Here is a 21,197-nt window from a genome sequence, read left to right on the forward strand (position 1 = left end):
ACGAGGCACGCCACTGCAGCTTGCCGGAAAGTGTCAGAATCGGGGCAGCCTGGCCTTGATTCAGATCAAGGCTGGAGCGCCTCGATTGGATCATCCTCGGCAAACAATAGGGAGCGCCATGGGAGCTGGCGTCTGAAGCCGATGAAAAAGACTTTTGAGGATGGACGAATCCGGAGCCGGCCCGAGCCGCCCCCCCGCCCTGTCCCGGCGGCCGAGCCCTTCGCCTGGCTCGCCCGCGCGCATGAAGAACAACTCGCACTCTGCCACAGCCTGGAAGAAATCGCCGACAGCCTGCCCGCCGAAATCGACCGGCAGAAATGCGTCTACGCCGCCAAGGTGCTCGGACCGATGATCCGCGAAATGCACTCCGGCGAGGAAAGCCTGGTGTTCCCGTGGATCGAACGCACGTTCCGTGGCGACCCGACGATCGGCGCGACGCTGGAGCGGCTGAAATACGAGCATTGCGAGGACGAATGCTTCGCCGAAGAACTGACGGAAATGCTGGAGCGCCTCGGCGCCGCTGACCAGACGGTCAATGCCGAAACCGCCGGCTACATGCTGCGCGGCTTCTTCACGAGCCTAAGGCGGCACGTGGGCTTCGAGCAGGAATGTCTGCGCAGCATCACCGCACCGGCGGGGTGACGCTAGCGAACAGGGCGACAGGTGAAACAGAATAAGGCGCGACCGACTTCCGGTCGCGCCTTATCACTTTTGAATTCGACTTTCCGGGCAGCACCGGCTTCCTGCCAGTGCCGACGGCTCGCGCCCTCATGCGGCAATCGCGCGGCGGCGGTCGGCGTGTTCCTGGATCACCAGGATAGCACCGATGAGCTTGCCGGTGCTGGACGTGCACGGCGTCAGCCGGCAGCGCACGACGACCGTGCGCGCATCGACGGTCTTGGCGAAGGTATAGTCGACCACTTCGCCCGAAAAACACCGATCGAGGTAGGACTTCACACGCTGCTCGAAACGCTGGATGCCGATGAACTCGACGATGTGCCGGCCGATCAGATCCATCGGACGGCTCGCCAGATGGTTGGCATTCAGCGGATTGGTATAGAGGTAGCGGTAGTCGGGCGTGATCACCGCAATGCGATCCGGGAAGCTGTCGAGGATCGCCTCGTTGAGCAGGCCTTCATCCGCCCTGCCCTTGCTCGGCTGGGCCGGCAGGCGCTCGAGCTGGAGGTCGGCGAACTTCTCCGCACCGGTCGCTGCGAAATAGCGGTTGATCAGCGACTGCAGCAATTGTGAGTGTCTGAGCACACAGGAGATGTCGTCGGCTTCGACGCGCAGGATGTCGATCAGGAACTGGAATTGAAGTCGGGCATCTTCGACGCTCACCGCCTTCTCGTCGTAGACGGATCTGAGGATCGGATCCAATTCGCGATCCAGAATGCCGATCAAATGCTCGTCTGCCGTACGTACGGCATACTGCAGCTGCGAATATTTGAACCAGAACAGCTCAATCAGTGCGTTCAATTCGAAACCCCAATTCCCCCACGGCAGAGCCGCTTCGATGCACTTACAAGATAGGCGTTGATGCTGCAGACACTGATTTAGTTTTTGATGCTTCCCCACCCCTTCCGTGTAAAACCACACCGCTCCGGCCACCCAAAGCGCTTGCAGTCTTCCCCTCGCGAAGACAACGTTGAGTTTACACTCATTGCGTTAGCGTTCAACAGCAGAAAGAAAAACTTAACCTTTTGAAGCATTTTCACGGCAAATTCGGCACACGGTGCCGCAGGCGGGCCACGCGCGTGGCGACCGCCGAGCCGATATCGGCACGCGTCGAATTTTCATGCGGCAAGGAACGACGCGCAGGCGCGATCGTCCGTGCGGAGGGGAATCAGTCCTTGAGGTAGCGCTTGATGTGCCAGCGGTCGTGATACCACAGCCACTGACCGGGATACTCGCGTACCCAGCTTTCCACCTTGTCGTTCAGCACCTGCGCCGTCGCGGTGACGTCGACATTGCCGTCAGGCTTGCGGGGAATAGCGATCGCCGGTTCCAGCTCCAGCCGGAAACGGCCGCCCGGCAACCTTATGCAACGGGCCGGATAGACTTCGCAGTTGAACTGGCGCACCAGCTTGGCCAGCAGCGGATTGGTCTGCACGTCTTGGCCGAAGAACTTGGTCTTCAGGCCCTTGCGGAACTTCTGGTCGACGAGAACGCCGACGCCCAGGCCCCGTTCGAGCTGGCGGGCGAGCGCGAAGGACGAGCCGGCATGCGACGGCACGAGGTTGCCCATCCGCTCCTCGCGGAACTTGAACACCTTCTCGGCCACGTAAGGGTTGTTCGGCGGCCGGAAGAGCACCGTCACGTCGAGGCCGAATGAGGAGCCTGCAACCGGCAGCATCTCGAAGTTGCCGCTATGTGCCGTAAAGACGATGAACGGCCGCGGATTGTCGCGAAGCTCAAGGAACAGCGGAATGCCCGACACCTCGACGCGACCGGGCGTCGTGCGCTCGGGGTCGAAGTCGAACAGACGGTCGAGGAACACATATTCGGCCGCCATGCGGCCCATGTTGCCCCAGCTCTCAAGCGCAATCTCGTTGATCTCCGCTTCGCTCTTCTCCGGAAAAGCGTTGCGCAGGTTGGTGAGCGTCAGCTTCTGCCGGCTGGTCTTCGGGCCGATGAACCGCAGGGCGCGATCCATGAAATTGATCGCGCCATCGGCTGGAAACATCTTCAGGATCGTCAGCAGCAGGAAAACGAACTGCGCAATCAGCCACTGGCGGGTACGATCCGCCGCCAGCACCAGCCGTGTGATCAGCATGCGCACGTCGATCAATCCATCTTCAGGATGATCTTGCCGAAGATCTGGCGCGATTCCATGCGCTCGAGCGCCCGGTCGATCTGATCGAGGGTGATTTCGGTGTCGATGACCGGATGGACGAGGCCGCGGGCCATCTTCTGCATGGCGTTGGCCATGTTCTCCATGCGGCAACCGAAGGAGCCGAGCAGCTTCAGCTGCTGCTGGAACAGCATCATCAGGTTCATGTCGGTGGACACGCCCGAGGTCGAGCCGCAGGTGACGAGACGTCCGCCGCGCTTCATGCAGAGCATCGAGCCCGCCCAGGTGTCCTTGCCGACATGTTCGAAGACGACGTCGACGCCCTTCTTCTTGGTGAGCTTGCGCACCACGCCTTCGAAGCGGTCGGTGCGGTAGTTGATGACGTGATCGGCGCCAAGCGCCTTTGCCTTCTCGATCTTGTCGTCGGAGCCGACGGTGGTGATCACCGTGCAGCCGATCTTCTTGGCAAGCTGGATCGCCGCCGAACCGATGCCGGAGCCGCCGGCATGCACGAGAATGGTTTCGCCGGGCTCAAGCTTGGCGTTGTCGAAGAGCATGTGCTCGACGGTACCGAAAGTAACCGGCGCAAGCGCTGCTGCAACGGCATCGACACCTGGAGGGGCCGGAACCAGCAGGCGGGCCGGAAGATTGATCTTTTCCTGTGCGAAGCCGTCGAGGTGGAAGCCGTGCACGCCGCCGACATGTTCGCAGAGATTGTCACGGCCTTCCTTGCACGGACGGCAGAGACCGCAGGTGCGCGCGCCATAGATCGAGACGAGCTGGCCCGGAAGCACGCTCGAAACGCCCGGACCGATGCTGTCGACGACACCCGAGGCTTCGGCGCCGATCACGAGCGGCATCTTGCGCTTGGCAAAGGCCATGCCGCGCCAGCCCCAGACGTCGATATGGTTGAGTGCCACCGCCTTGACGCGCAGGGTCACCTCGCCCGGGCCGGGTGCTTCCGGTTCAGGAATGTCGGTGATTTCGAGCTTGCGGTCATCGAGCAGTTGCAGGGCGCGCATGGTTCTTCCTCTGCCTTGGCGGCATGTTTACGTCTTGAATTTTCACAGCGCCGCGCATCCATCGGGACGCGCAAGAGGCGCTGCAACTCATGTTTCCGGCTTAGGCCGGCTCGGCGGTCATGACAAGGCTGGCGTTCTGGCCGCCGAAGCCGAAGGAGTTCGACAGCACCGCAGTCACCTGCTGGCTGCGCTTCACGTTCGGCACCACGTCGAGCACGATCGCCGGATCGGGGTTCTGGTAGTTGATCGTCGGCGGCAGCGTGCCGGTCAGCATAGTCTGGATCGAGAACACTGCCTCGACGGCACCGGCTGCCGTCAGCGTATGGCCGATCATCGACTTGTTGGACGAGACCGGGATCGACGGCAGGCGCTCGCCGAAGACGTTCGACATCGACAGATATTCCATCTTGTCATTCTCGGGCGTCGAGGTGCCGTGCGCGTTGATGTAGCCGATGCCGTCCTCGTCGATGCCGGCGTCGGCGAGAGCCGCACGGATCGTCGCGATCGCCGGGCCACCGTCCGGCGAGGAGCGCGTGCGGTGGAAGAGGTCGGCCTTTTCGCCGCAGCCCTTGAGGATGCCGTAGACGCGGGCACCGCGGGCGACCGCAGCTTCCAGCGATTCCAGCACCAGCGTCGCTGCACCTTCGGCGATGACGAAGCCGTCGCGATCCTTGGTGAAGGGCTTGGAGGCCTTCTCCGGCGGATCGTTCTGGGTGGAGAGCGCCGAGAGCAGCGCAAAGCGGATCAGTGCCTCGGCGCTGACCGAACCGTCCGTCGCAACCGTCAGCGCCCGATCGGTGCGGCCCTGGCGGATCGCTTCGACGCCGAGCTGGATCGCGGTCGCACCCGATGCGCAAGCCGTCGACAGCGTCACCGGCAGGCCGCGCGTGCCAAAACGATCGGCAAGGCGTTCCGAAATCGAGCCGAACAGCACGGCTTCGTGGAACACCGGATCGGCCTTCTGGCGCATCGCGGCGAGGAAGCGGTTATAGGCGTCGCCCGGGCGCTCGGACGGCGGCGAACGGTCGGCAAGCTCGAAACGGGCGCTCCATTCCGGCTCGACCGGCGGGGCGGCCAGGAACAGCGGGCCGTTGAAGTCACCGGAAATGCCGGCCTGCGCCAGCGCTTCCAGCGTCGTTTCGCGCGCCATGGCGTAGGAACGCTCGACGGAATTGTCAGCCGGAATGTCGATGAAATCGACTGTACCGGAAATGCGGGTGTTGAGACCTTCCGTCGGGAAGCGGGTGATCTTGTGGATACCCGAGACACCACCGGACAGGGCTGCCCAGTTGTCTTCGACGCCCTGGCCGAGCGAGGTGATGACGCCCATGCCGGTAACGGCGATGATCGGGCGGCCGAGGTGATCCTTGTAAGCGTTGCTCATCGTCCGCTCCTGTTATTCCGCCGAAAGCACGGCGACGCCTTCGCCGCGCGAGTGGCCGATGGTGGTGACCACGGCGGCCTTGGCCACTGCCGTCATCGGCTTTTCCGCGCCGGCATCGAAGGCAGGCACCTTGGCGCCCTCACCCAGCGTCAGCGCCGCCAGCGCCAGCCCCAGCGGGAACTGCGCCTCGATGCTGTGACCGACAAGGCCGCCATAGGCACGCACGGGCGCGCCTGCGAATTTTTCCTCGAGGAACGCCTTCTCGCGCGCCACCAGATCGTGGAAGCCGGATGTACCGGAGAAGACGACGGTCGAGGCCGCATCGAGCTTTTCCGCAGGTTTGGCGAGATCGCCAAGGCGGGCTTCCAGCTTGCCGCCGTCACGCGCGCCGCGGTCACCGCCGATCGCGTCGATCGTGGCATAGATGCGGGCGCCGCGAGCTTCGGCAAATTCGCGTGATTCCAGCACCAGGAAGGCGCCGACCGAACCGAGGATCATGCCGCCGCCATTATCCTTGCTGCGCGACCAGATCGGGTGCCAGTCGCCGAGCGCATGGCCCTGGATGGCTTCGATCAGGAGGATGATGTCGAGACGCTCGGCCGAGAACGCACCGCCGACGAGCGTGTGCGTAGACTGGCCGGCCTTGATGCGGGCAAAGGCGGTTTCAATCGCCGAGATGCCGGCCGCCTCTTCACCCATGAAGGTGCGCGACGAACCGGTGACCTTGTGCACGATCGAGATGTTGCCGGCGAGAAGGTTCGAAAGCTGGGCGAGAAACAGCGTCGGGCGCAGCTCGGTCGTCAGCTTCTCGTTCAGAAGCTGTTCGCGGTCATTGCGCTTCAGCGCTTCGTCGACGATCAGCGAATCGACGTTGATGTCGCGCTCGCCGCCGCCGGCAGCGACGATCATGTCCATGCTGCCGCAGGCTTCGAGATTGTCCTTGAGACCGGCATCATCGAGCGCGAGACCAGCGGCAAAGACGCCGAGGCGTTGCCAGTTTTCCATCTGGCGCTGGTCGCCACGCTTGGCGATCTGCTGCGACCAGTCGATTTCCGGCAGCGGATGCACCGGATAGGGGCTGAACTTCTCGGTCTCGACCCGCACGGCCGGCGATGTGCCGGCGGTGAGCAGCGCCATATGCGGCTCGACGCCGACGCCCTGGCTGGTGACGATACCGACGCCTGTAATGACAACGTCGTTTGCAGATTTGCTCATCTTACTTCTCCGAACCGGCTGCCGCCGAAAGAGCTGCCATCAGGCCCACTTCTCCAGCCCGCTTGCGCACGATATCGCCGAGCGGAACCTGATCGAACGGCATGGTCCGCAGTTTCAGCTGGGCGTCGCAGACCTTCTTGCCGGCGGACGTGATCTTGGCCTTGGTCACCGCAAAGCCCGAACCCTCGTGCTCGAGGAAGGCCTCGATCTCGAGTTCGGCACTGGGCTCGACGAAGGTGCGCATCTTGGCGCCGTCGACCGACATCAGGAAGGGCATGGCGGCGAAATTGGTGGCAGCGAGCACCAGGAAACCGGACGCCTGCGCCATGGTCTCGATCAGAAGCACGCCCGGCACCAGCGGGTAGCCTGGAAAATGGCCTTCGAACACCGGGCTCTTTTCAGGAACCACGGACCGCGCCGTCAGCCGGCCAGCCGAAAGATCGACCGTTTCGACACGATCGATCATCTGGAAGTATTCAAGGAGCATTGAGGCTCACCCTGTTCGTTTTCTGGGTTCGTTTTCTGGCCGTTCGTTTCGGGCTCAAGTAAAAACGCCAATGCCGCCTGTCAAGCGCGGGGCGCGACGGGCGGCATTGGAAATCGAGTGGCAAGGCTCGGGCGAAAGCCCGATCAGCCCTTGGCAGCCCGCAGTTCGTCGATCTTGGCGCAGAGGTTCTTCAGAACGAAGTACTCTTCGGTCGAAACCTTGCCTTCGTTGACTTCCTGCGTCCACTGCTCGAGCGGGATCTTGATGCCGAATTCCTTGTCGATCGCAAACACGATGTCGAGGAAGTCCAGGCTGTCGATGCCGAGATCGTCGATCGTGTGGCTTTCCGGCGTAATCGTCTCGCGATCGATCTCGCTCGTTTCCGCGATGATGTCGGCAACCTTGTCGAATGTAGCTGTCACGCGCATACCTCTTTATTCTATGTCGAGTCTCGGCGATCCTATAGGTAAATGCGCCGCAAAAGCCAATGGCCTTGATTGCAACGGCTTGCGAATTGAAAGCGGTGTTGCCAGAGCGCCGCGCGCCGATGGCGCGCATAAGGCGCTCTGCCTACTTGAAGCGCATAAGCCTTCGCGAAAGCCAGGCCTGGATTTCGCGGTTATGCGCAGCGCCGCGCGCATAAGGCGCCCGCTCCAAGATGCGCATTGATCACACGGCGACCGAATGCCGACCGCGGCCGTTGCCGAGATAGGCATCGAAGGCGGCTGCCACCGAGCGTGCAAAGGGCCGGCCGCGCTCGGTCAGACGGAAGACGCCGTTTTCGATCGTCGTCAGACCATCGGCATCGCGCGCCCGAAACAGCCGCGCCTCCTCGATCACCGCACCGGCCAGGTCAGGAAATGCCTGCTCGACTTCGTCGAAGGCGAAGGCGAACCGGCACATGATGTCGGCGATCACTTTTGCTCTCAACTGGTCGTCGGGCGTGAAACGATAGCCGCGAACGGCGGCGATCCCGGCGCTTTCCACATGGCGCAGATATTCGCCGGTTGCCGGCATGTTTTGGACGTAACCTTGACGAAACTGGCCGATCGCCGAAGCGCCAAGGCCGACAAGCGTTTCGGCCGCATCGTCGGTGTAACCCTGGAAATTACGGCGCAAGCGCCCTTCCCGGCTGGCACGCGCCAGACTGTCCGCAGGTTTTGCGAAGTGATCGATGCCGATGGCCTCGTAGCCGGCCGCAATCAGCATCTCACCGGCGCGGGTCATCTGGGCAAAGCGCTCGACGATGCCGGGTAGGCTCTCGTCGGGGATCATCTTCTGGTGCGTCTTCATCCACGGCACATGCGCATAGCCGAAGAGCGCGACACGATCGGGGTTGAGCGTCAGCACCGCCTCCATCGTCCGCTCCAGCGACTGCAGGCTTTGATAGGGCAAGCCATAGAGCACGTCGCAATTGACCGAGTGCACACCCCTTGCCCGCGATGCCTCGATTGCATCGCGCGTCTGTTCATAGGTCTGGATGCGATTGATCGCCTTCTGCACCTCAGGATCGAAATCCTGGATGCCGAAGCTTGCCCGCGTCATGCCAATCGCGGCCAGCGCGTCATGGCGCGCCTCGTCGAGATCGTTCGGATCCATCTCGACGCTGATCTCGCAATCGGGCGCGAAGGTGAAGTGATCCGTGAAACTGCGCATGAGCGCGATCATGTCATCCGGCCGGACAAGCGTCGGCGACCCGCCGCCGAGATGCAGCGCCGATACCCTCGCTTCGCGGTTTACCCGACCGCCGATTTCCGCAACCTCTCGATGCAGGCCCTGCAGATAGGTCGCGACGGGATCGTAGCGCAGCGTCTGCTTGGTGTGGCAGGCACAGAACCAACAGAGCCGGTCGCAATAGGGCACATGGGCATAGAGCGAAATCGTCTCCCCCGCACCGATCGCACCGAGCCAGCTTTCATAGTCCGCGGAGCCCACCGCCTCGGAAAAATGCGGGGCTGTCGGGTAGCTGGTGTAGCGCGGCACCGGGCCTGAATGTTTGAGGATAAGCGCGTCTTCCATCGGTCTCTCCGCTGTCATGAAGATGGCATAGGACGGATGGGCAAGGGCGCCATTGATTTTGATCAAGTTGCCGAATTAACACGTTAAAATTGACAATGCGCAATTCAACATGAGACATTGTTTCGCGCCTTTGAAATTAGCACCTGTCAACTCTTGATTTAACGACCCGCATCCTCTTTGGTCATCCGGAGAGCAACGACATGCAGGTAGAAAGAATTGCAGATCGTGAACGAACATCGCCGCAAGGATATCCATAACTCGGACATTCCAACCGTCTGCGCAGCCTGCGAGGCGCGTCATGGCGGCGTATGCGGAACGCTCACCCCGGATCAGCTTCTCGACCTCAGCCGCCACTCGACTCGCCGCAGCATCGAGCCGGGCCGCGAGGTCGTCGGCCAGGGTGAGACAACCGACAGCTACGCCAACATCATCTCTGGCGTCGTCAAGCTCAGCAAGGTTCTGGCCGATGGACGCCAGCAGATCGTCGGCCTGCAGTTCGCGCCCGATTTCATGGGCCGCCCCTTCACCCGCGAAAGCGCGCTGACGGCGGAAGCGGCTGTCGACACCGACATCTGTTGCTTCCCGCGCACCGTCATCGATCGCCTCGTTTCGGAAGCGCCAGGGCTGGAACATCGGCTGCACGAACAGGCGCTGAAAGAGCTCGACGAGGCGCGCGACTGGATGCTGACGCTCGGCCGCAAGACCGCCCAGGAAAAGGTGGCGAGCTTCCTCTACATCATCGCCACCCATATCGACCCTGAACAGGGAACCGCGAACGAATTCGACCTGCCGCTCTCGCGCGCCGACATCGCCGACTATCTGGGCCTGACGATCGAAACCGTCAGCCGCCAGATTACCAAGCTGCGCAAGGAAAACGTCATCCGCATCGAAAACAGCCGCCACGTTACCGTGCCGAGCCTCGACCGCCTGATGCACGTCGGCGGGATCGATTGAGCGGCGCTCGACGGCGCCCGCGCGGATTTGTCGCCAAAACCCAAAGTCAGTGAATTGCCCCTCACCCCAACCCTCTCCCCGCCGGCGGGAAGAGGGAACGAGGGCAGTCGCAACGGTCTTGCCTGCGGGCGCGGGCGCCGGCACGAGAATCAAGCGATCAATTTGAGAACGAACACGCGCCCTTGGGCCAGTCTCCCCGTCCGCGGGGAGAAGATGGCTGCAGCCAGATGAGGGGCGGCTTCCGTCGGCAGCCGGGAACGCGGATTAACGCGTGATGACGATGCGCGTGTTTGCCAGCCCATGCTCCTGCGTCAGCGCAAAAAACTCCGCCGCATTGTTGGGATGCAGCCGCACGCAGCCATGCGATGCCGGGCGCCCGAGCCGCTTGATGTCGTAGGTGGCGTGGATGGCGTAACCGCCGTTGAAAAACACGGCGTAAGGCATCGGCGCGTCGTCGTATTTGCGCGAACGATGGTTGCGGGAGAGCCACTTGGCGCTCCAGCTGCCGCGCGGTGTGACATAGCCCCTGCGGGCGGTAGACACCTTCCACCGATACATGACGACGCCGTACTGTTTGACGGTCATGGTCTGCGACGACAGGCTGATATTGGCAATGAGATTGGCGGCGTTCGCCGGCTGAACGGAAAACTGCATCAAAGCGGCAACGAGCACAGTCAAAAACGCATTCCGCATGCTTCTCTCTCCGGGATGACAAACATTTACCGGCGGAACCAGACGTCCGAAGAGAATAACCGGGCAAATATGAAGCAATCTTAATACATATGGAAAGCAAAGTCTTAATGCGAAGCCCGATTTCGCAAGACGGGCGCCGCCGAAACGATCAAATCATCGCGACGGCAAGAACAAACCCGGTCATCACCGTGCAGGCGCCATAGAATACAGCGATGCCGGCATCGATATCTTCGCTTTGCGCAACCGCGCGACCCGGACCGTTGATCATCGGTTCGCTGACCTTGACGCCGCCATAGATGCGCGGGCCGGCCAGTTGCAGATCGAGCGCGCCGGCCATGGCCGCTTCCGGCCAGCCGGAATTCGGCGAGCGGTGCAGGCCGTGGTCGCGCAGCGCTGTCGTCAGCGCGTCCTTTGCGGCACGCACCCCACGGTGGATCAGAGCACCGGCGGCGATCAAAAGGATCGAAAGCCTTGCCGCCGGCAAGTTGGCGAGATCGTCGAGCCGCGCCGAAGCCCAGCCGAAATGCAGATATTTCGGCGATTTGTGACCGATCATCGAATCGGCCGTGTTCAACATCTTGTAGGCAAGCAAACCGGGCAAACCGGCAACCGCATACCAGAAGGCCGGCGCCACGACGCCGTCGGAGAAGTTTTCGGCGAGGCTTTCGATCGCCGCGCGGCAGACCGCCGGCTCGTCGAGCGTCTTCGGATCGCGACCGACGATCATCGAAACGGCTCTTCGCCCGCCGTCGAGCCCGCCCTGCCTTAAGCCGTCAGCAACACGGCGCACATGATCGGCAAGGCTCTTCTGCGCCAGGAAGACGGCGACCAGCACCGCCTCCAGCAGGAAGCCGACCGGACCGAAGGCGGAAAACAGGCGGTGCAGCAGGTGACCGAACCAGGCACTGAAGCCAAGCAGCAGCACGATCGAAACAACGCCGCGAAGCCTGGCCGCACCTGCCTCCAGTCCCTCGCGGTTCAGCCGGTCGTCGAAGAAGCCGATCGCCTTGCCGAAGAAGACGACCGGATGCGGCAGGCGCGCCCACAGCCAATCCGGATCACCGACGATGCGGTCGATCACCAGCGCCAGAACGAGGATGAAAAGGATGGTCTCCGACATTCAGAGCTCCATCCGGGCAAGCGCATCCGCCAGTCGCCGGTCCCCCGTCGCATCCGGCGCAAGCCCGATCCTCAGCCACGTCGGCGCATAGTCGAACTTGCGCGTGAGGATGTGTGCCTCGCAGAGTCGCTCCTGCAGCAGCGCGGCGCGCGGATGCTCGACCAGCACGAAAAGCCCTGTGCCGCCGATCCGCTTGAGCCCTGCCCCGTCGAGTGCCGCATCGAGGCCGGCGCGCCGCTCGAGGATACCGGCCGCAATCGCCTTGTTATCGCCCTGCATCTGCGCTTTCGAGATCGTCAGCGCCGGACCGGAAACCGCCCAGGGACCGAGCCAATCGGCAAAGGACGCAAGCACCGGCTCCGTCGCGACGACGAAACCGAGGCGCAAGCCCGCAAGCCCGAAGAACTTTCCGAAGGAGCGAAAGACGATGAGATTGCCGTGCTCACGCACATGGCCGGCAACGCTCAATTCCGGCTGAAGATCGCCGAAGGCTTCGTCGACCAGCAGCAACCCGCCGCATGCCTTTTGCCTCGCCGCCATCGCCAGAAGTTCGGCAGGCGCGAAAGCGCGGCCGGTCGGGTTGTTGGGGTTCACCACGATGACCAGGGCATGCTCGGCGCTGAGCGCATCGGCATCGCCGACCCGATCGACGGCAAACCCGGCTGCCGACAGGACGCGGGCATATTCACCATAGGTCGGCCCGAAGATCGCGACGCGCCTTTCTGCCGGCGTTTCCCTGTTTTCATGCAATCCCGGGCGCAAAACCGCTTCGTACTCTTGCTGGAATCGCATGAGACGCGGCAGCAACTGGATCACCGATTGGGTGCCGGGCACCGGCAACGGCAGCACGCCATTGGTACGGTAATATTCTGCCGCTGCGAGGCGTGCATCATCCACCGTCTGCCGATCCGGCAGCCGGTGCCACGCGCGCTCCGGCACCGGCGGCACGGCGACGGGGCACGGATTGATGCCGGTCGAAAGATCGAGCCAGTCTTCGAGGCGGCCGCCGAAGCGGGCTGCGGCTTCGGTGATGCCGCCACCGTGAACGATCGGTGCGCTCATGGCTGGGCCGCGATGTCGACGAGATGCATGAAGGAGCCGGCGACATTGCCGCGTTTCAAGCCGGCTTGGCCAAGATCCTCGCCGGCCGCGTCGCTCACCGAAAACAGCCGATCGGCCGCACCTTCGGCGACGATGGTCGCATAGTGGAATTCGTGCGCCGTCATGGGTCCATCGAAGAAGGCGTTGTCGACAGGCACGACGCGGCGATAGCCGAGGTGCCGCCTGCGCTCGGCAAAACTGGTGGTCAGCGGCAGCAGGCCGAGCATGTCGTAGCGTGCGCCATCGGCGGCGACAAGCCCTTCGCCGAGCACCATGTAGCCACCGCATTCACCGAAGATCCGGGCGCCGCGCTCCGCGGCTGAATGCAGGCCGGAGCGGAAGGTCGAAGCGGCGCTCAACTGCCCCGCATGCAGTTCCGGATAGCCGCCCGGCAGATAGACGGCATCGGCCGAAGGATCGGGGCTCTCGTCCGCCAGCGGAGAGAAGAACGAAACCTCTGCCCCGCGCCTGCGCCAGCCGAACAGCAGGTGCTCGTAGGAAAAGGCAAAAGCAATATCGCGAGCGACAGCGATGCGCTGGCCGAGCGGACGCAGCCTCTCGATATTTGCTGGCGCCGGGTCCTGCGGGAAGATAGTTGCGGCGCGGCGGATCGCATCGAGGTCGCAGGCGCGCTCCACCCGTTCGGCCGCCGCCTCTATGAAGCCCTCAAGTGCACCATGCTCACCCGCCTGCACCAACCCAAGGTGCCGCTCGGGCAGTTGCAGCGCACTGTCCTGCCGGAGCACGCCGAACACCGGCATCCGCACGCGATCGAGCGCGTCGAGAAGCATCTTCTCGTGCCGGTCGCTGCCAACCTTGTTGAGAATGACGCCTGCCACCCGGATATCGTTTCGATGATCCGCATAGCCGCGCACCAGTGCTGCCACCGACTGGGACATCCGGGCGCAATCGACGACGAGAATGACCGCAAGATTGAGCGTTGCGGCAAGATCGGCCGGCGTGCCGGATCCGTCCGCCGCGCCGTCATGCAGCCCCATCATCGCCTCGATGATCAGCGTGCGGCCACCGGCTGCCGCGTGCGAAGCGTTGGCCATCAAGAGATCGGGCCGCATCGCCCAGGGATCGAAGTTGAAACAGGGTTCGCCCGTTGCCGCCGCGTGGAAGGCGGGGTCGATGTAATCGGGCCCGGCCTTGCCCGGCGCGATCGCAATACCCTGCTTCTTCAGTGCCCGCATCAGCCCCAGCGTCACCGTCGTCTTGCCGGAGCCCGACGACGGTGCGGCGATCAGCAGTCCGCTCATGCCGGGTTCCTGAGAATGCGATTGGCGAAAGGGTCGGCCGAAAGCTCGCGCCCGTCGAGCGCCCCGATCCAGTCGAGTGCCGCCCTCAGCCGCACCACTTCGCCGACGACGACGATCGCCGGCGGTTCGAGACCTGCCGCCTCGACATCGGCCTCGGCGCGCGACAGCGTCGTTTCGAGCACCGTCTGGTCAGGCGTCGCCGCATTGCAGACGAAGGCGACCGGTTCGTCCGGCGAGCGGCCGCCGGCGATGAGATTGGCGGTAATCGCGCCGATATGCTTCATCGCCATGTACATGACGATGACGGGCGAGCCGCTGGCAATCCCCTGCCAGTTGATGCGATCCGGAACCAGGCCGGAGGAATCATGGCCGGTGAGGAAGGTAACGGCGTGGTTGACCTCGCGGTGGGTGACGGGAATGCCGGCATAGGCAAGGCCGCCGATACCGGCGGTGATGCCGGGCACGATGCGGAACGGGATCTGGTGCTCGACCAGCGTCAGCGCCTCCTCGCCGCCGCGGCCAAAGACGAAGGGATCGCCGCCCTTCAGCCTGAGCACGCGGTTGCCGGCGCGTGCGAGCTCCACCAGTCGCAGCGAGATGTCGCGCTGCTTCGGCGACGGCTTGCCGCCACGTTTTCCCGCAAACTCGAGCACGGCGCCCGGCCGCGCGAGCTTGAGGCAATCCTCGTTGACCAACGCGTCGTGCACGATGACATCCGCCTGGCGCAGCGCGTTGGCCGCATGCAGCGTCAAAAGGCCCGGATCTCCCGGACCGGCACCGACCAGCCAGACCGAACCTTTCTCGAGCGCCGGCAATCCGGCAAAGAAGTCGTCGATCATGCGTGCTGCCTCACCTGTATCCCGGCACCGCCTGACGGTGCACCTGACGCGAACTCTAAAGAACCGGATTCCGTTTCAGAGCAAACCCGGGCAAAAGATTGATTCAATTCAACAACATAGAAGCGCATCAGACGACCTCTGCGGCCAGACGGCGCGCCTCGACACGCGCCGGCCCGGCAAGGGCCGCCGTCGCATGCGCGGAGACGATCTTCGGTACAATCAGCATCGCCTCGCTTCCGGCGCCGACAAGGGCTGCCCCTTCGGCCACGCCATGGCAACCGGTGTGGGCAAAGACGATCTCGGAGGGGTTGGCGAGCCGGGACGCTTCGGCTTCGAGCGTGGCCGCATCGTAGAAGACGGCGGGAACGGCGAAATGCTTCGCGGCCGCAAGGATCGCCGGCTCCTCGGCGCGGGCATCGAGCGACGCGACCAGCCGCAGGTCCCCGGCATTGGCACCGGCGTCAGCCAAGGCGCGTTCGGCAAGCGCGATCACCTCTTCGGCCGGCGTCCGACGCTCGCAGCCAAGCCCGAGCACCAGCCCGGCCTCTTCCGTCATCGTCTGTGCGAGAGAGTTTTTTTCACGCAGTTCCGGACGCAAAACCGCTGCGCACTTTTGCTGGAACTGCTTCGATCCCCTAACCGATGCCATCGGCGGCCGGCTCCCTTCGTCGGTTCTCCTTAACGAAGCGCCGGCTGGAACGAACCGTTCCGGCCGATCTGGACAGCACCGGCTGATGGCCCCCTGGCTGGGTCGGCCGCACCGGACGCTCTTTCAGTCCACCGAAGCGGACGCCGTCGCATGATTGTCATTTTTACCGGAGCGCGGGAGACCGGTCAAACCGGATTGCGCCATCGCCATGTCGCGATTGGGGAAGACATGCATCCGGCCTCGACCAAGAAGCGCGCCCGTCATAAACAGCAGCGCCCCGGCAAAAGACGCAGGACCCAAAATCGAGCGACTCAGGACAAGGCACTGATTTTCTGCAGGATTCGCGATCTGGCCAAGTGCGGCGCGAAGGCATGGCGACAGAAGGCTTTGCATTTCCCCGCCGGCTCTGACACAAGGCGGAAAAATCTCCCTCTGCGACCTCCCCCCGAGTCCTCCCGTGCAAGACCTCGCCTTCCACCTGCTCGCCTTCCTGTTCGTTGCCGCCTTCATCGCCGGCTTCATCGATTCGATCGCCGGCGGCGGCGGCATGATCACCATTCCCGCCATGCTGATCGCCGGCATCCCGCCCTTGCAAACGCTTGGCACCAACAAGCTGCAGGGATTGTTCGGTTCGGGCTCGGCTAGCCTTTCCTATGCCCGGCGCGGTCACGTGAACCTGAAAGAGCAATTGCCGATGGCGTTGACGTCGGCGGCAGGCTCCGTGTTGGGGGCGCTGCTCGCAACCATCGTTCCCGGCGATGTCCTGAAGGCCGTCCTGCCCTTCCTGCTGATCGCCATCGCACTCTATTTCGGGCTGAAGCCGAACATGGGTGATGTCGACCAGCACAGCCGCGTCACGCCCTTCGTCTTCACGCTGACGCTGGTACCGCTGATCGGCTTTTACGACGGCGTCTTCGGCCCCGGCACCGGCTCCTTCTTCATGCTCGGCTTCGTGACACTCGCCGGCTTCGGCGTCTTGAAGGCGACGGCGCACACGAAGTTTCTCAACTTCGGCTCCAACATCGGCGCCTTCGGCGTCTTCCTGTTCTTCGGCGCCATCCTCTGGAAGGTCGGCCTGTTGATGGGCGTCGGCCAGTTCCTCGGCGCCCAGGTCGGCTCGCGCTACGCCATGGCCAAGGGCGCCAAGATCATCAAGCCGCTGCTGGTCATCGTCTCGATCGCGCTCGCGATCCGGCTGCTCGCCGATCCGACGCATCCCTTGAGGATCTGGCTGGGACTTTGAGACGCGGCGTGCTCCTGGCTTGCCGTGACGGCCGCGCCTTAAGCGAACGTCACTTGACTGTCACACCGACGTCGGGGGCGCCTGTGGTTGACCAGCATGAGCATTCTTCGCCCGCTGGCCCCGCGCCGTAGCCGCATACCTGCTTCGGGGTCTTGCATTGCCGCGGGCTGCGCGCTTCGGCAAGCGCCTTTGCCTCGGATTCGGCCGCAGCTTTTTGCTTGCGGCTCATCTTTGCCGTCGGAGCCGCCTTCGCTTTTGCGGTCTGCTGGACCACGGCTGCGCTGGCCTTGGTCGCTTGGGCCGAGCCGGTTTCACTGCATGATGCGATTAGGAAAAGCGATGCGATAACAAACGCAACTCTGGCAACGGTCTTCAAGTTTCACCCGCGATCTATACCATGTGGAGCATCTATATGCGTGCTTGCAGAAGCCTCATCAAGGGGTGACCACCCCGCCGCACGGAGGGCAAGCCAAAACCCGGACGTGCTGCCGCCTCGATTTGCCCACATTGAACGTCTGATGTCAGGGCATGGACAAAGCTGGCATCGCCTTCCTCATACTCATCTGCATTCTCGTCGCTCTCGTCGTAAGCATTCTGGCGCTCCGGCCCGATTTGGAGACCGCCCCATCGCAAACGCCTGCAATCATTCCTGGCAACCAGACCAAATAAGGGAACCAAGGCCCTCGCCGGGTGTTGCTGTGGATCGCAACAACCGCTGGGAAAGCCGAATGCGTATAGTCGTGATTGCAATAGTCGCCTCGATCATCAGCATACTTGTCTTCAAGTATGCCGACGGCACGTTCGGTGGCTCCGAGATCACCGCAACGGCCGAGGAACTATCGGACAAGTGAAAAATGTCCAGGACGAACCAGCGCCGGATCGCTTCCTGGAACGGCAACCACCCTGCGCATAGACAGCGGTTATTGGATGGTCGTGGGGCAACATTCTCTGAATCCAAGCAATGTGCGGTTATGGCGGCGACACCCTCCCCAAGACCGGGCGGGCATTCCCTGCCGCACTCGCCGATTCAACATCCGGTGACCAAAACGGAAATCGCGTACTCAACCCCTTGAATCTCTAGCCACTAGAGATTGCAGACTACAGAAAATACGTCGCGGAGGTCGGGCAAGTCAGGGACTCGGCAGCCCAGCCGCAAGCGCCATCCTGTCATTGCCCAGAGGTTCCGATGTCCGCCATCCTTCCCGCAATCCTGATGCTTTTCGTCGGCCTGTTCACCCTGGCGCTGGCGATCCTGCGCCGCCTGCAATCCGGCCGTTCACCTGTGGTGCTGACCTATGGCGACGATGCCGAGGGGTTTGCCGGCAAACTCTTTCGTCTGATCGTGGCGGCGCTCGTCGTTCACCTCCTGGCCGTCGCTGCCTTGCCGCAAACCGTTGATGCCGCGCTCGGCCGCATCCCGCTGCTCGACGGGCCGGTTCTTCACGCCGTCGGCCTTTTCCTTATGGCGCTCGGCGGCGGGCTGACGATGCTGTCGCAATGGGCGATGCGCCATTCCTGGAAGATCGGCATCCCCGAAAAGCAGGACGCGCCGCTCGTGACCTCAGGTCTCTACGCCTTCTCCCGCAACCCGATCTATGTCGGCATGGTGACCGCGCTGATCGGCACGGTGCTGGCGGTACCAAACGTCGTCTCGGTGGCACTGGCTCTTTCCGCCTGGATTTCGATCTCCTACCAGATCCGCATGGAGGAAGCCCACCTCGGCCGGTCTTTCGGAGAGGCATATGCCGCCTATTGCCAGTGCGTCCGCAGGTGGATCTGACTGAAGCGTCGCCCTCAGGCAGCGACGCTCTCGCCGCCGGTCGAACTGCACGACGTGCGCCGCCGGGTCAGCAAAACCACCGAAAGAGCCGCAACGACGCTGGACAAACCAAGTCCGAGGAAGGAGCCCGTTGAAATCGGCACGCTCTTCCGCAGCACGTCTTCATTCAGGCTATGGACCATGGCACCTCCGACGAGAAAGGCCGAAAGAGAGACGATGACGAGGGCTAAACCCGGCCGGGCGGCTCTGTGCTTGAGAAAGCCGTGAAGCAGCATGGTCAGCAATGACACGACCGCCCAGACCCGATAGTTCAAAAGCCATGTCTCGATGGCGCCGACGTGCAGAGCGGTGTCGGGGTCCGCCTGCGTCTTGATGTCTAGCATGTGCGCGAGGGCGGCGAAAACAGGGTATGAGAGAGCCGCGACGGCCGGTGCGGCAAAGCCGGCGGTCCGCAGGATGCGCATCGATTCCCGCGCGGAAGCAGCCTGTTGCGCACTTTGCGCTCCGAGGCCGCGGCGATCGGGGAACCAGATGGCGGTGCAAATGGCAGCCGACAGGGCACCAACGAGGCCGCCGAAAGGCAGCAGAAACGCCTGATTACTGGTGGTGTCGTCTGCATAGTCAAACAGAAGCGTGAAGATTGCGCCGACGTGCAGACCGACGAAAAAAGCGGCAACCCAGGCCGAGCGGCGTGAGCGGTTGGAGACGAGCGCAAGAACGAGCACGGCGCTGATCGCCGCCGCGTAAACGCCGCCGAAGTAGTATCGCAGCACTGCCCATGGCAGTTTCGAAGCGCCGAGCGCGGTTTCCGGGCTGAAGATCATCTCCAGAAAGATCAGCGGGAGGATAACGACGACCGGACCGACCAAGATAGAGAGCCAGAAATAGTGCTCTTCCACCCGCGATTGCCGACTGCGAACGAATGCACGCTCGTGCGGGGCAAGCGGGAGCACCGAAGCAGTCCCGTCCCCGGGGTCAGCACTGTTGCGTTCCATTCTCTTCTCGCGCAGCAGCCACAGTCCGAAGGTCGCACCAGCGAAGAGCGCACCGGCTCCCGAAAACATCGGGAAACCGGGCGTTAGAAAACTGTGCGTCAGCACTGGGTAGGGCACGGCATATCCACCCGGATCCCAACTCGCGAAACTCATGGTCAGAACGTAGACGCCAATCAGGCCGGCGACCGCGGCGAAACCCCAGCCGGACGAAAGCGCCATCAGTCGCCAAGGGCTGTGGCTGGATCGGCTGAACGCGATCGTCAACCGCGCCGTAGCCATCGCCGGGAAAATACCAAGGAGAATCAAGAGAAGTCCGATGGGGCAGCCCTCGGCCGGCGTAGCGAGATAGTAGACGGCAGCGCAGAATGCCGACAGCACTGCCGTCATCCAGGCTGCGAAGAAAAGATAATCGCTTTCAAGGCGCTCGCGCCAATTGCCGTCAACCTGCATACCACCCTCCCGACAATCACAACCACTGCATGTACCGGGATTGCGACTTGATTGAGTCGAACATTCAGTGAACAAATCGCAGGAGGCAGGCGCGCTCAAAACACCGCCAGAAGCAGCGCCCCCGCAGCGATGAACACGACGCCGAGCCAGTTCATCAGGTTGAGCTTTTCGCCGAGAAAGAGCACGCCGAAGATGGCGACCATGACGATCGACAATTTGTCGAGTGGCGCGACGCGGGCGGCGTCGCCGAGTTTCAGCGCGCGGAAATAGGCAAGCCAGGAAGCGCCGGTGGCAAGGCCGGAGAGTGTCAGGAACAGCCAGGTGCGGCCGGGAATTTCCGACGGCTTCTGCCATTGCCCGGTCGCCACCACGATGCCGGCGAGCACGCAGAGGATGACGACGGTGCGGATCAGCGTCGCGAAGTCGGAATTGACCTGCGCGACGCCGACCTTGGCGAAGATCGCCGTCAAGGCAGCAAAGGCCGCCGAAAGCAGTGCCCAGAACTGCCAGCTCTGGCTCATCAGAACTCCACGCCCTGCTGCGCCTTGATGCCGGAACGGAACGGATGCTTGATCAGTTCCATCTCGGTCACCAGATCGGCGATCTCGATCAGGTCTTCCTTGGCGTTACGGCCGGTCAGGACCACGTGGGTCATGTGCGGCTTTTCCTCCTTGAGGAAGCGCACGACCTCGGCGACGTCGATATAATCATAGCGCAGCGCGATGTTGATCTCGTCGAGCAGCACCATCGAGTTGCGCTCGTCGCGGATCAGTTCCTTCGCCTTTTCCCAGGCCCTTTCCGCCATCGCCACGTCGCGGGCGCGGTCCTGCGTTTCCCAGGTGAAGCCTTCGCCCAGCGTGTAGAACTGGCAGACATCGCCGAAATGCTTCTCGATCAGTTCGCGCTCGCCGGTCGCCATCGCACCCTTGATGAACTGCACGACGGCGCAGGGCATGCCGTGGGCGATATGGCGGAAAATCATGCCGAAGCCGGCGGTCGACTTGCCCTTGCCCTTGCCGGTGTTGACGATGATCAGACCCTTCTCGTCGGTCTTCGTCGCCATGATCTTTTCGCGGGCGGCCTTCTTCTTCGCCATCTTCATGGCGTGGCGGGCATCATCCTTCTCGGCAGGCACTTCGCCGCTGTTTGTCGTCTCTTCGCTCATGATAACTCCCTCGATTTCCGGTGGC

The 21,197-nt window shown here is 62.9% G+C and carries 24 protein-coding genes; 5 read left to right on the forward strand and 19 right to left on the reverse strand.

Translation table 11 applies throughout. The annotated features are described in order from the left end of the window. Nucleotides 1-141: 141 nt before the first annotated feature. Complete coding sequence (locus PWG15_RS09140; RefSeq protein WP_275024106.1) at nt 142-642, forward strand: hemerythrin domain-containing protein; 501 nt, start codon at nt 142-144, stop codon at nt 640-642. A gap of 126 nt (nt 643-768) precedes the next feature. Here PWG15_RS09140 and PWG15_RS09145 read toward each other — a convergent pair whose 3' ends face one another. The 8 genes from PWG15_RS09145 to hemN form a co-directional block, all read right to left on the reverse strand. Then, nucleotides 769-1,479 carry a PAS domain-containing protein gene (locus tag PWG15_RS09145; protein ID WP_275024108.1) on the reverse strand — a complete coding sequence of 237 codons (711 nt, stop codon included), beginning with the start codon at nt 1,477-1,479 and terminating at the stop codon, nt 769-771. Between the two features lie 367 nt (nt 1,480-1,846). Further along, the gene (locus PWG15_RS09150; protein ID WP_275024386.1) at nt 1,847-2,776 is read right to left on the reverse strand and encodes a lipid A biosynthesis lauroyl acyltransferase; all 930 of its coding nucleotides are present in this window, start codon (nt 2,774-2,776) and stop codon (nt 1,847-1,849) included. Nucleotides 2,777-2,787: 11 nt separating this feature from the next. Next, a complete protein-coding gene (locus PWG15_RS09155) occupies nt 2,788-3,816 on the reverse strand; it encodes a zinc-binding dehydrogenase (RefSeq protein ID WP_275024109.1) in 1,029 nt (342 codons plus the stop codon). 100 nt (nt 3,817-3,916) lie between these two features. After that, a complete protein-coding gene (locus PWG15_RS09160; protein ID WP_275024110.1) occupies nt 3,917-5,200 on the reverse strand; it encodes a beta-ketoacyl-ACP synthase in 1,284 nt (427 codons plus the stop codon). A 12-nt stretch (nt 5,201-5,212) separates the two neighbouring features. After that, nucleotides 5,213-6,415 carry a beta-ketoacyl-ACP synthase gene (locus PWG15_RS09165; RefSeq protein ID WP_275024112.1) on the reverse strand — a complete coding sequence of 401 codons (1,203 nt, stop codon included), beginning with the start codon at nt 6,413-6,415 and terminating at the stop codon, nt 5,213-5,215. Between the two features lies 1 nt (nt 6,416). Next, nucleotides 6,417-6,902: a 3-hydroxyacyl-ACP dehydratase FabZ family protein gene (locus tag PWG15_RS09170; RefSeq protein WP_192446370.1), complete on the reverse strand. Its 486-nt coding sequence runs from the start codon at nt 6,900-6,902 to the stop codon at nt 6,417-6,419. A gap of 143 nt (nt 6,903-7,045) precedes the next feature. Further along, on the reverse strand, nt 7,046-7,330 hold the full coding sequence (locus tag PWG15_RS09175) for an acyl carrier protein (protein ID WP_089044188.1): 285 nt from the start codon (nt 7,328-7,330) through the stop codon (nt 7,046-7,048). Between the two features lie 241 nt (nt 7,331-7,571). Beyond that, complete coding sequence (gene hemN / locus PWG15_RS09180) at nt 7,572-8,921, reverse strand: oxygen-independent coproporphyrinogen III oxidase (RefSeq protein ID WP_275024114.1); 1,350 nt, start codon at nt 8,919-8,921, stop codon at nt 7,572-7,574. 216 nt (nt 8,922-9,137) lie between these two features. On the opposite strand from hemN, the gene PWG15_RS09185 reads away from it, so the two are divergent. Continuing rightward, nucleotides 9,138-9,875, forward strand: coding sequence for a Crp/Fnr family transcriptional regulator (locus PWG15_RS09185; RefSeq protein ID WP_275024115.1), 738 nt, complete (start codon nt 9,138-9,140; stop codon nt 9,873-9,875). Nucleotides 9,876-10,139: 264 nt separating this feature from the next. Here PWG15_RS09185 and PWG15_RS09190 read toward each other — a convergent pair whose 3' ends face one another. From PWG15_RS09190 to PWG15_RS09220, 7 genes are all read right to left on the reverse strand, one after another. Continuing rightward, the gene (locus PWG15_RS09190; protein ID WP_275024116.1) at nt 10,140-10,568 is read right to left on the reverse strand and encodes a L,D-transpeptidase; all 429 of its coding nucleotides are present in this window, start codon (nt 10,566-10,568) and stop codon (nt 10,140-10,142) included. A gap of 148 nt (nt 10,569-10,716) precedes the next feature. After that, nucleotides 10,717-11,688 (reverse strand): adenosylcobinamide-phosphate synthase CbiB, encoded by a 972-nt coding sequence (cbiB, locus tag PWG15_RS09195; RefSeq protein ID WP_275024117.1) that lies wholly within the window; start codon nt 11,686-11,688, stop codon nt 10,717-10,719. Then, nucleotides 11,689-12,750 (reverse strand): threonine-phosphate decarboxylase CobD, encoded by a 1,062-nt coding sequence (gene cobD, locus PWG15_RS09200; RefSeq protein ID WP_275024118.1) that lies wholly within the window; start codon nt 12,748-12,750, stop codon nt 11,689-11,691. Next, a complete protein-coding gene (locus PWG15_RS09205) occupies nt 12,747-14,051 on the reverse strand; it encodes a cobyrinic acid a,c-diamide synthase CobB (protein ID WP_275024119.1) in 1,305 nt (434 codons plus the stop codon). The genes cobD and PWG15_RS09205 overlap by 4 nt, the downstream gene beginning before the upstream one ends. Next, nucleotides 14,048-14,887: a uroporphyrinogen-III C-methyltransferase gene (cobA, locus tag PWG15_RS09210; protein ID WP_425536754.1), complete on the reverse strand. Its 840-nt coding sequence runs from the start codon at nt 14,885-14,887 to the stop codon at nt 14,048-14,050. The genes PWG15_RS09205 and cobA overlap by 4 nt, the downstream gene beginning before the upstream one ends. A 130-nt stretch (nt 14,888-15,017) precedes the next feature. Next, nucleotides 15,018-15,446 (reverse strand): cobalamin biosynthesis protein, encoded by a 429-nt coding sequence (locus tag PWG15_RS09215; RefSeq protein WP_275024387.1) that lies wholly within the window; start codon nt 15,444-15,446, stop codon nt 15,018-15,020. A gap of 216 nt (nt 15,447-15,662) precedes the next feature. Further along, nucleotides 15,663-15,932: a hypothetical protein gene (locus PWG15_RS09220; protein WP_275024121.1), complete on the reverse strand. Its 270-nt coding sequence runs from the start codon at nt 15,930-15,932 to the stop codon at nt 15,663-15,665. A 64-nt stretch (nt 15,933-15,996) separates the two neighbouring features. On the opposite strand from PWG15_RS09220, the gene PWG15_RS09225 reads away from it, so the two are divergent. After that, complete coding sequence (locus PWG15_RS09225; RefSeq protein WP_275024122.1) at nt 15,997-16,782, forward strand: TSUP family transporter; 786 nt, start codon at nt 15,997-15,999, stop codon at nt 16,780-16,782. A gap of 49 nt (nt 16,783-16,831) precedes the next feature. Here the strand turns inward: PWG15_RS09225 and PWG15_RS09230 are convergent, their stop codons facing one another. Then, entirely contained in the window at nt 16,832-17,158 is a 327-nt protein-coding gene (locus PWG15_RS09230; protein WP_275024123.1) for a hypothetical protein, read from the reverse strand. A gap of 352 nt (nt 17,159-17,510) precedes the next feature. Between PWG15_RS09230 and PWG15_RS09235 the strand changes: the two genes are divergently transcribed. Together PWG15_RS09235 and PWG15_RS09240 are read left to right on the forward strand one after the other, a co-directional pair. Beyond that, on the forward strand, nt 17,511-17,633 hold the full coding sequence (locus tag PWG15_RS09235) for a hypothetical protein (RefSeq protein ID WP_275024124.1): 123 nt from the start codon (nt 17,511-17,513) through the stop codon (nt 17,631-17,633). Between the two features lie 335 nt (nt 17,634-17,968). Further along, nucleotides 17,969-18,562, forward strand: coding sequence for a methyltransferase family protein (locus tag PWG15_RS09240; protein ID WP_275024125.1), 594 nt, complete (start codon nt 17,969-17,971; stop codon nt 18,560-18,562). A gap of 14 nt (nt 18,563-18,576) precedes the next feature. Here the strand turns inward: PWG15_RS09240 and PWG15_RS09245 are convergent, their stop codons facing one another. The 3 genes from PWG15_RS09245 to cobO form a co-directional block, all read right to left on the reverse strand. Next, nucleotides 18,577-20,007: a hypothetical protein gene (locus PWG15_RS09245; protein WP_275024126.1), complete on the reverse strand. Its 1,431-nt coding sequence runs from the start codon at nt 20,005-20,007 to the stop codon at nt 18,577-18,579. Nucleotides 20,008-20,102: 95 nt separating this feature from the next. After that, entirely contained in the window at nt 20,103-20,528 is a 426-nt protein-coding gene (locus tag PWG15_RS09250; RefSeq protein WP_275024127.1) for an EamA family transporter, read from the reverse strand. After that, the gene (gene cobO / locus PWG15_RS09255) at nt 20,528-21,172 is read right to left on the reverse strand and encodes a cob(I)yrinic acid a,c-diamide adenosyltransferase (protein WP_275024128.1); all 645 of its coding nucleotides are present in this window, start codon (nt 21,170-21,172) and stop codon (nt 20,528-20,530) included. Before cobO ends, PWG15_RS09250 begins: the two co-directional genes overlap by 1 nt. Nucleotides 21,173-21,197: the final 25 nt, after the last annotated feature.

The organism is Ensifer adhaerens (assembly GCF_028993555.1).
GTDB classification, from domain to species: domain Bacteria; phylum Pseudomonadota; class Alphaproteobacteria; order Rhizobiales; family Rhizobiaceae; genus Ensifer; species Ensifer adhaerens_I.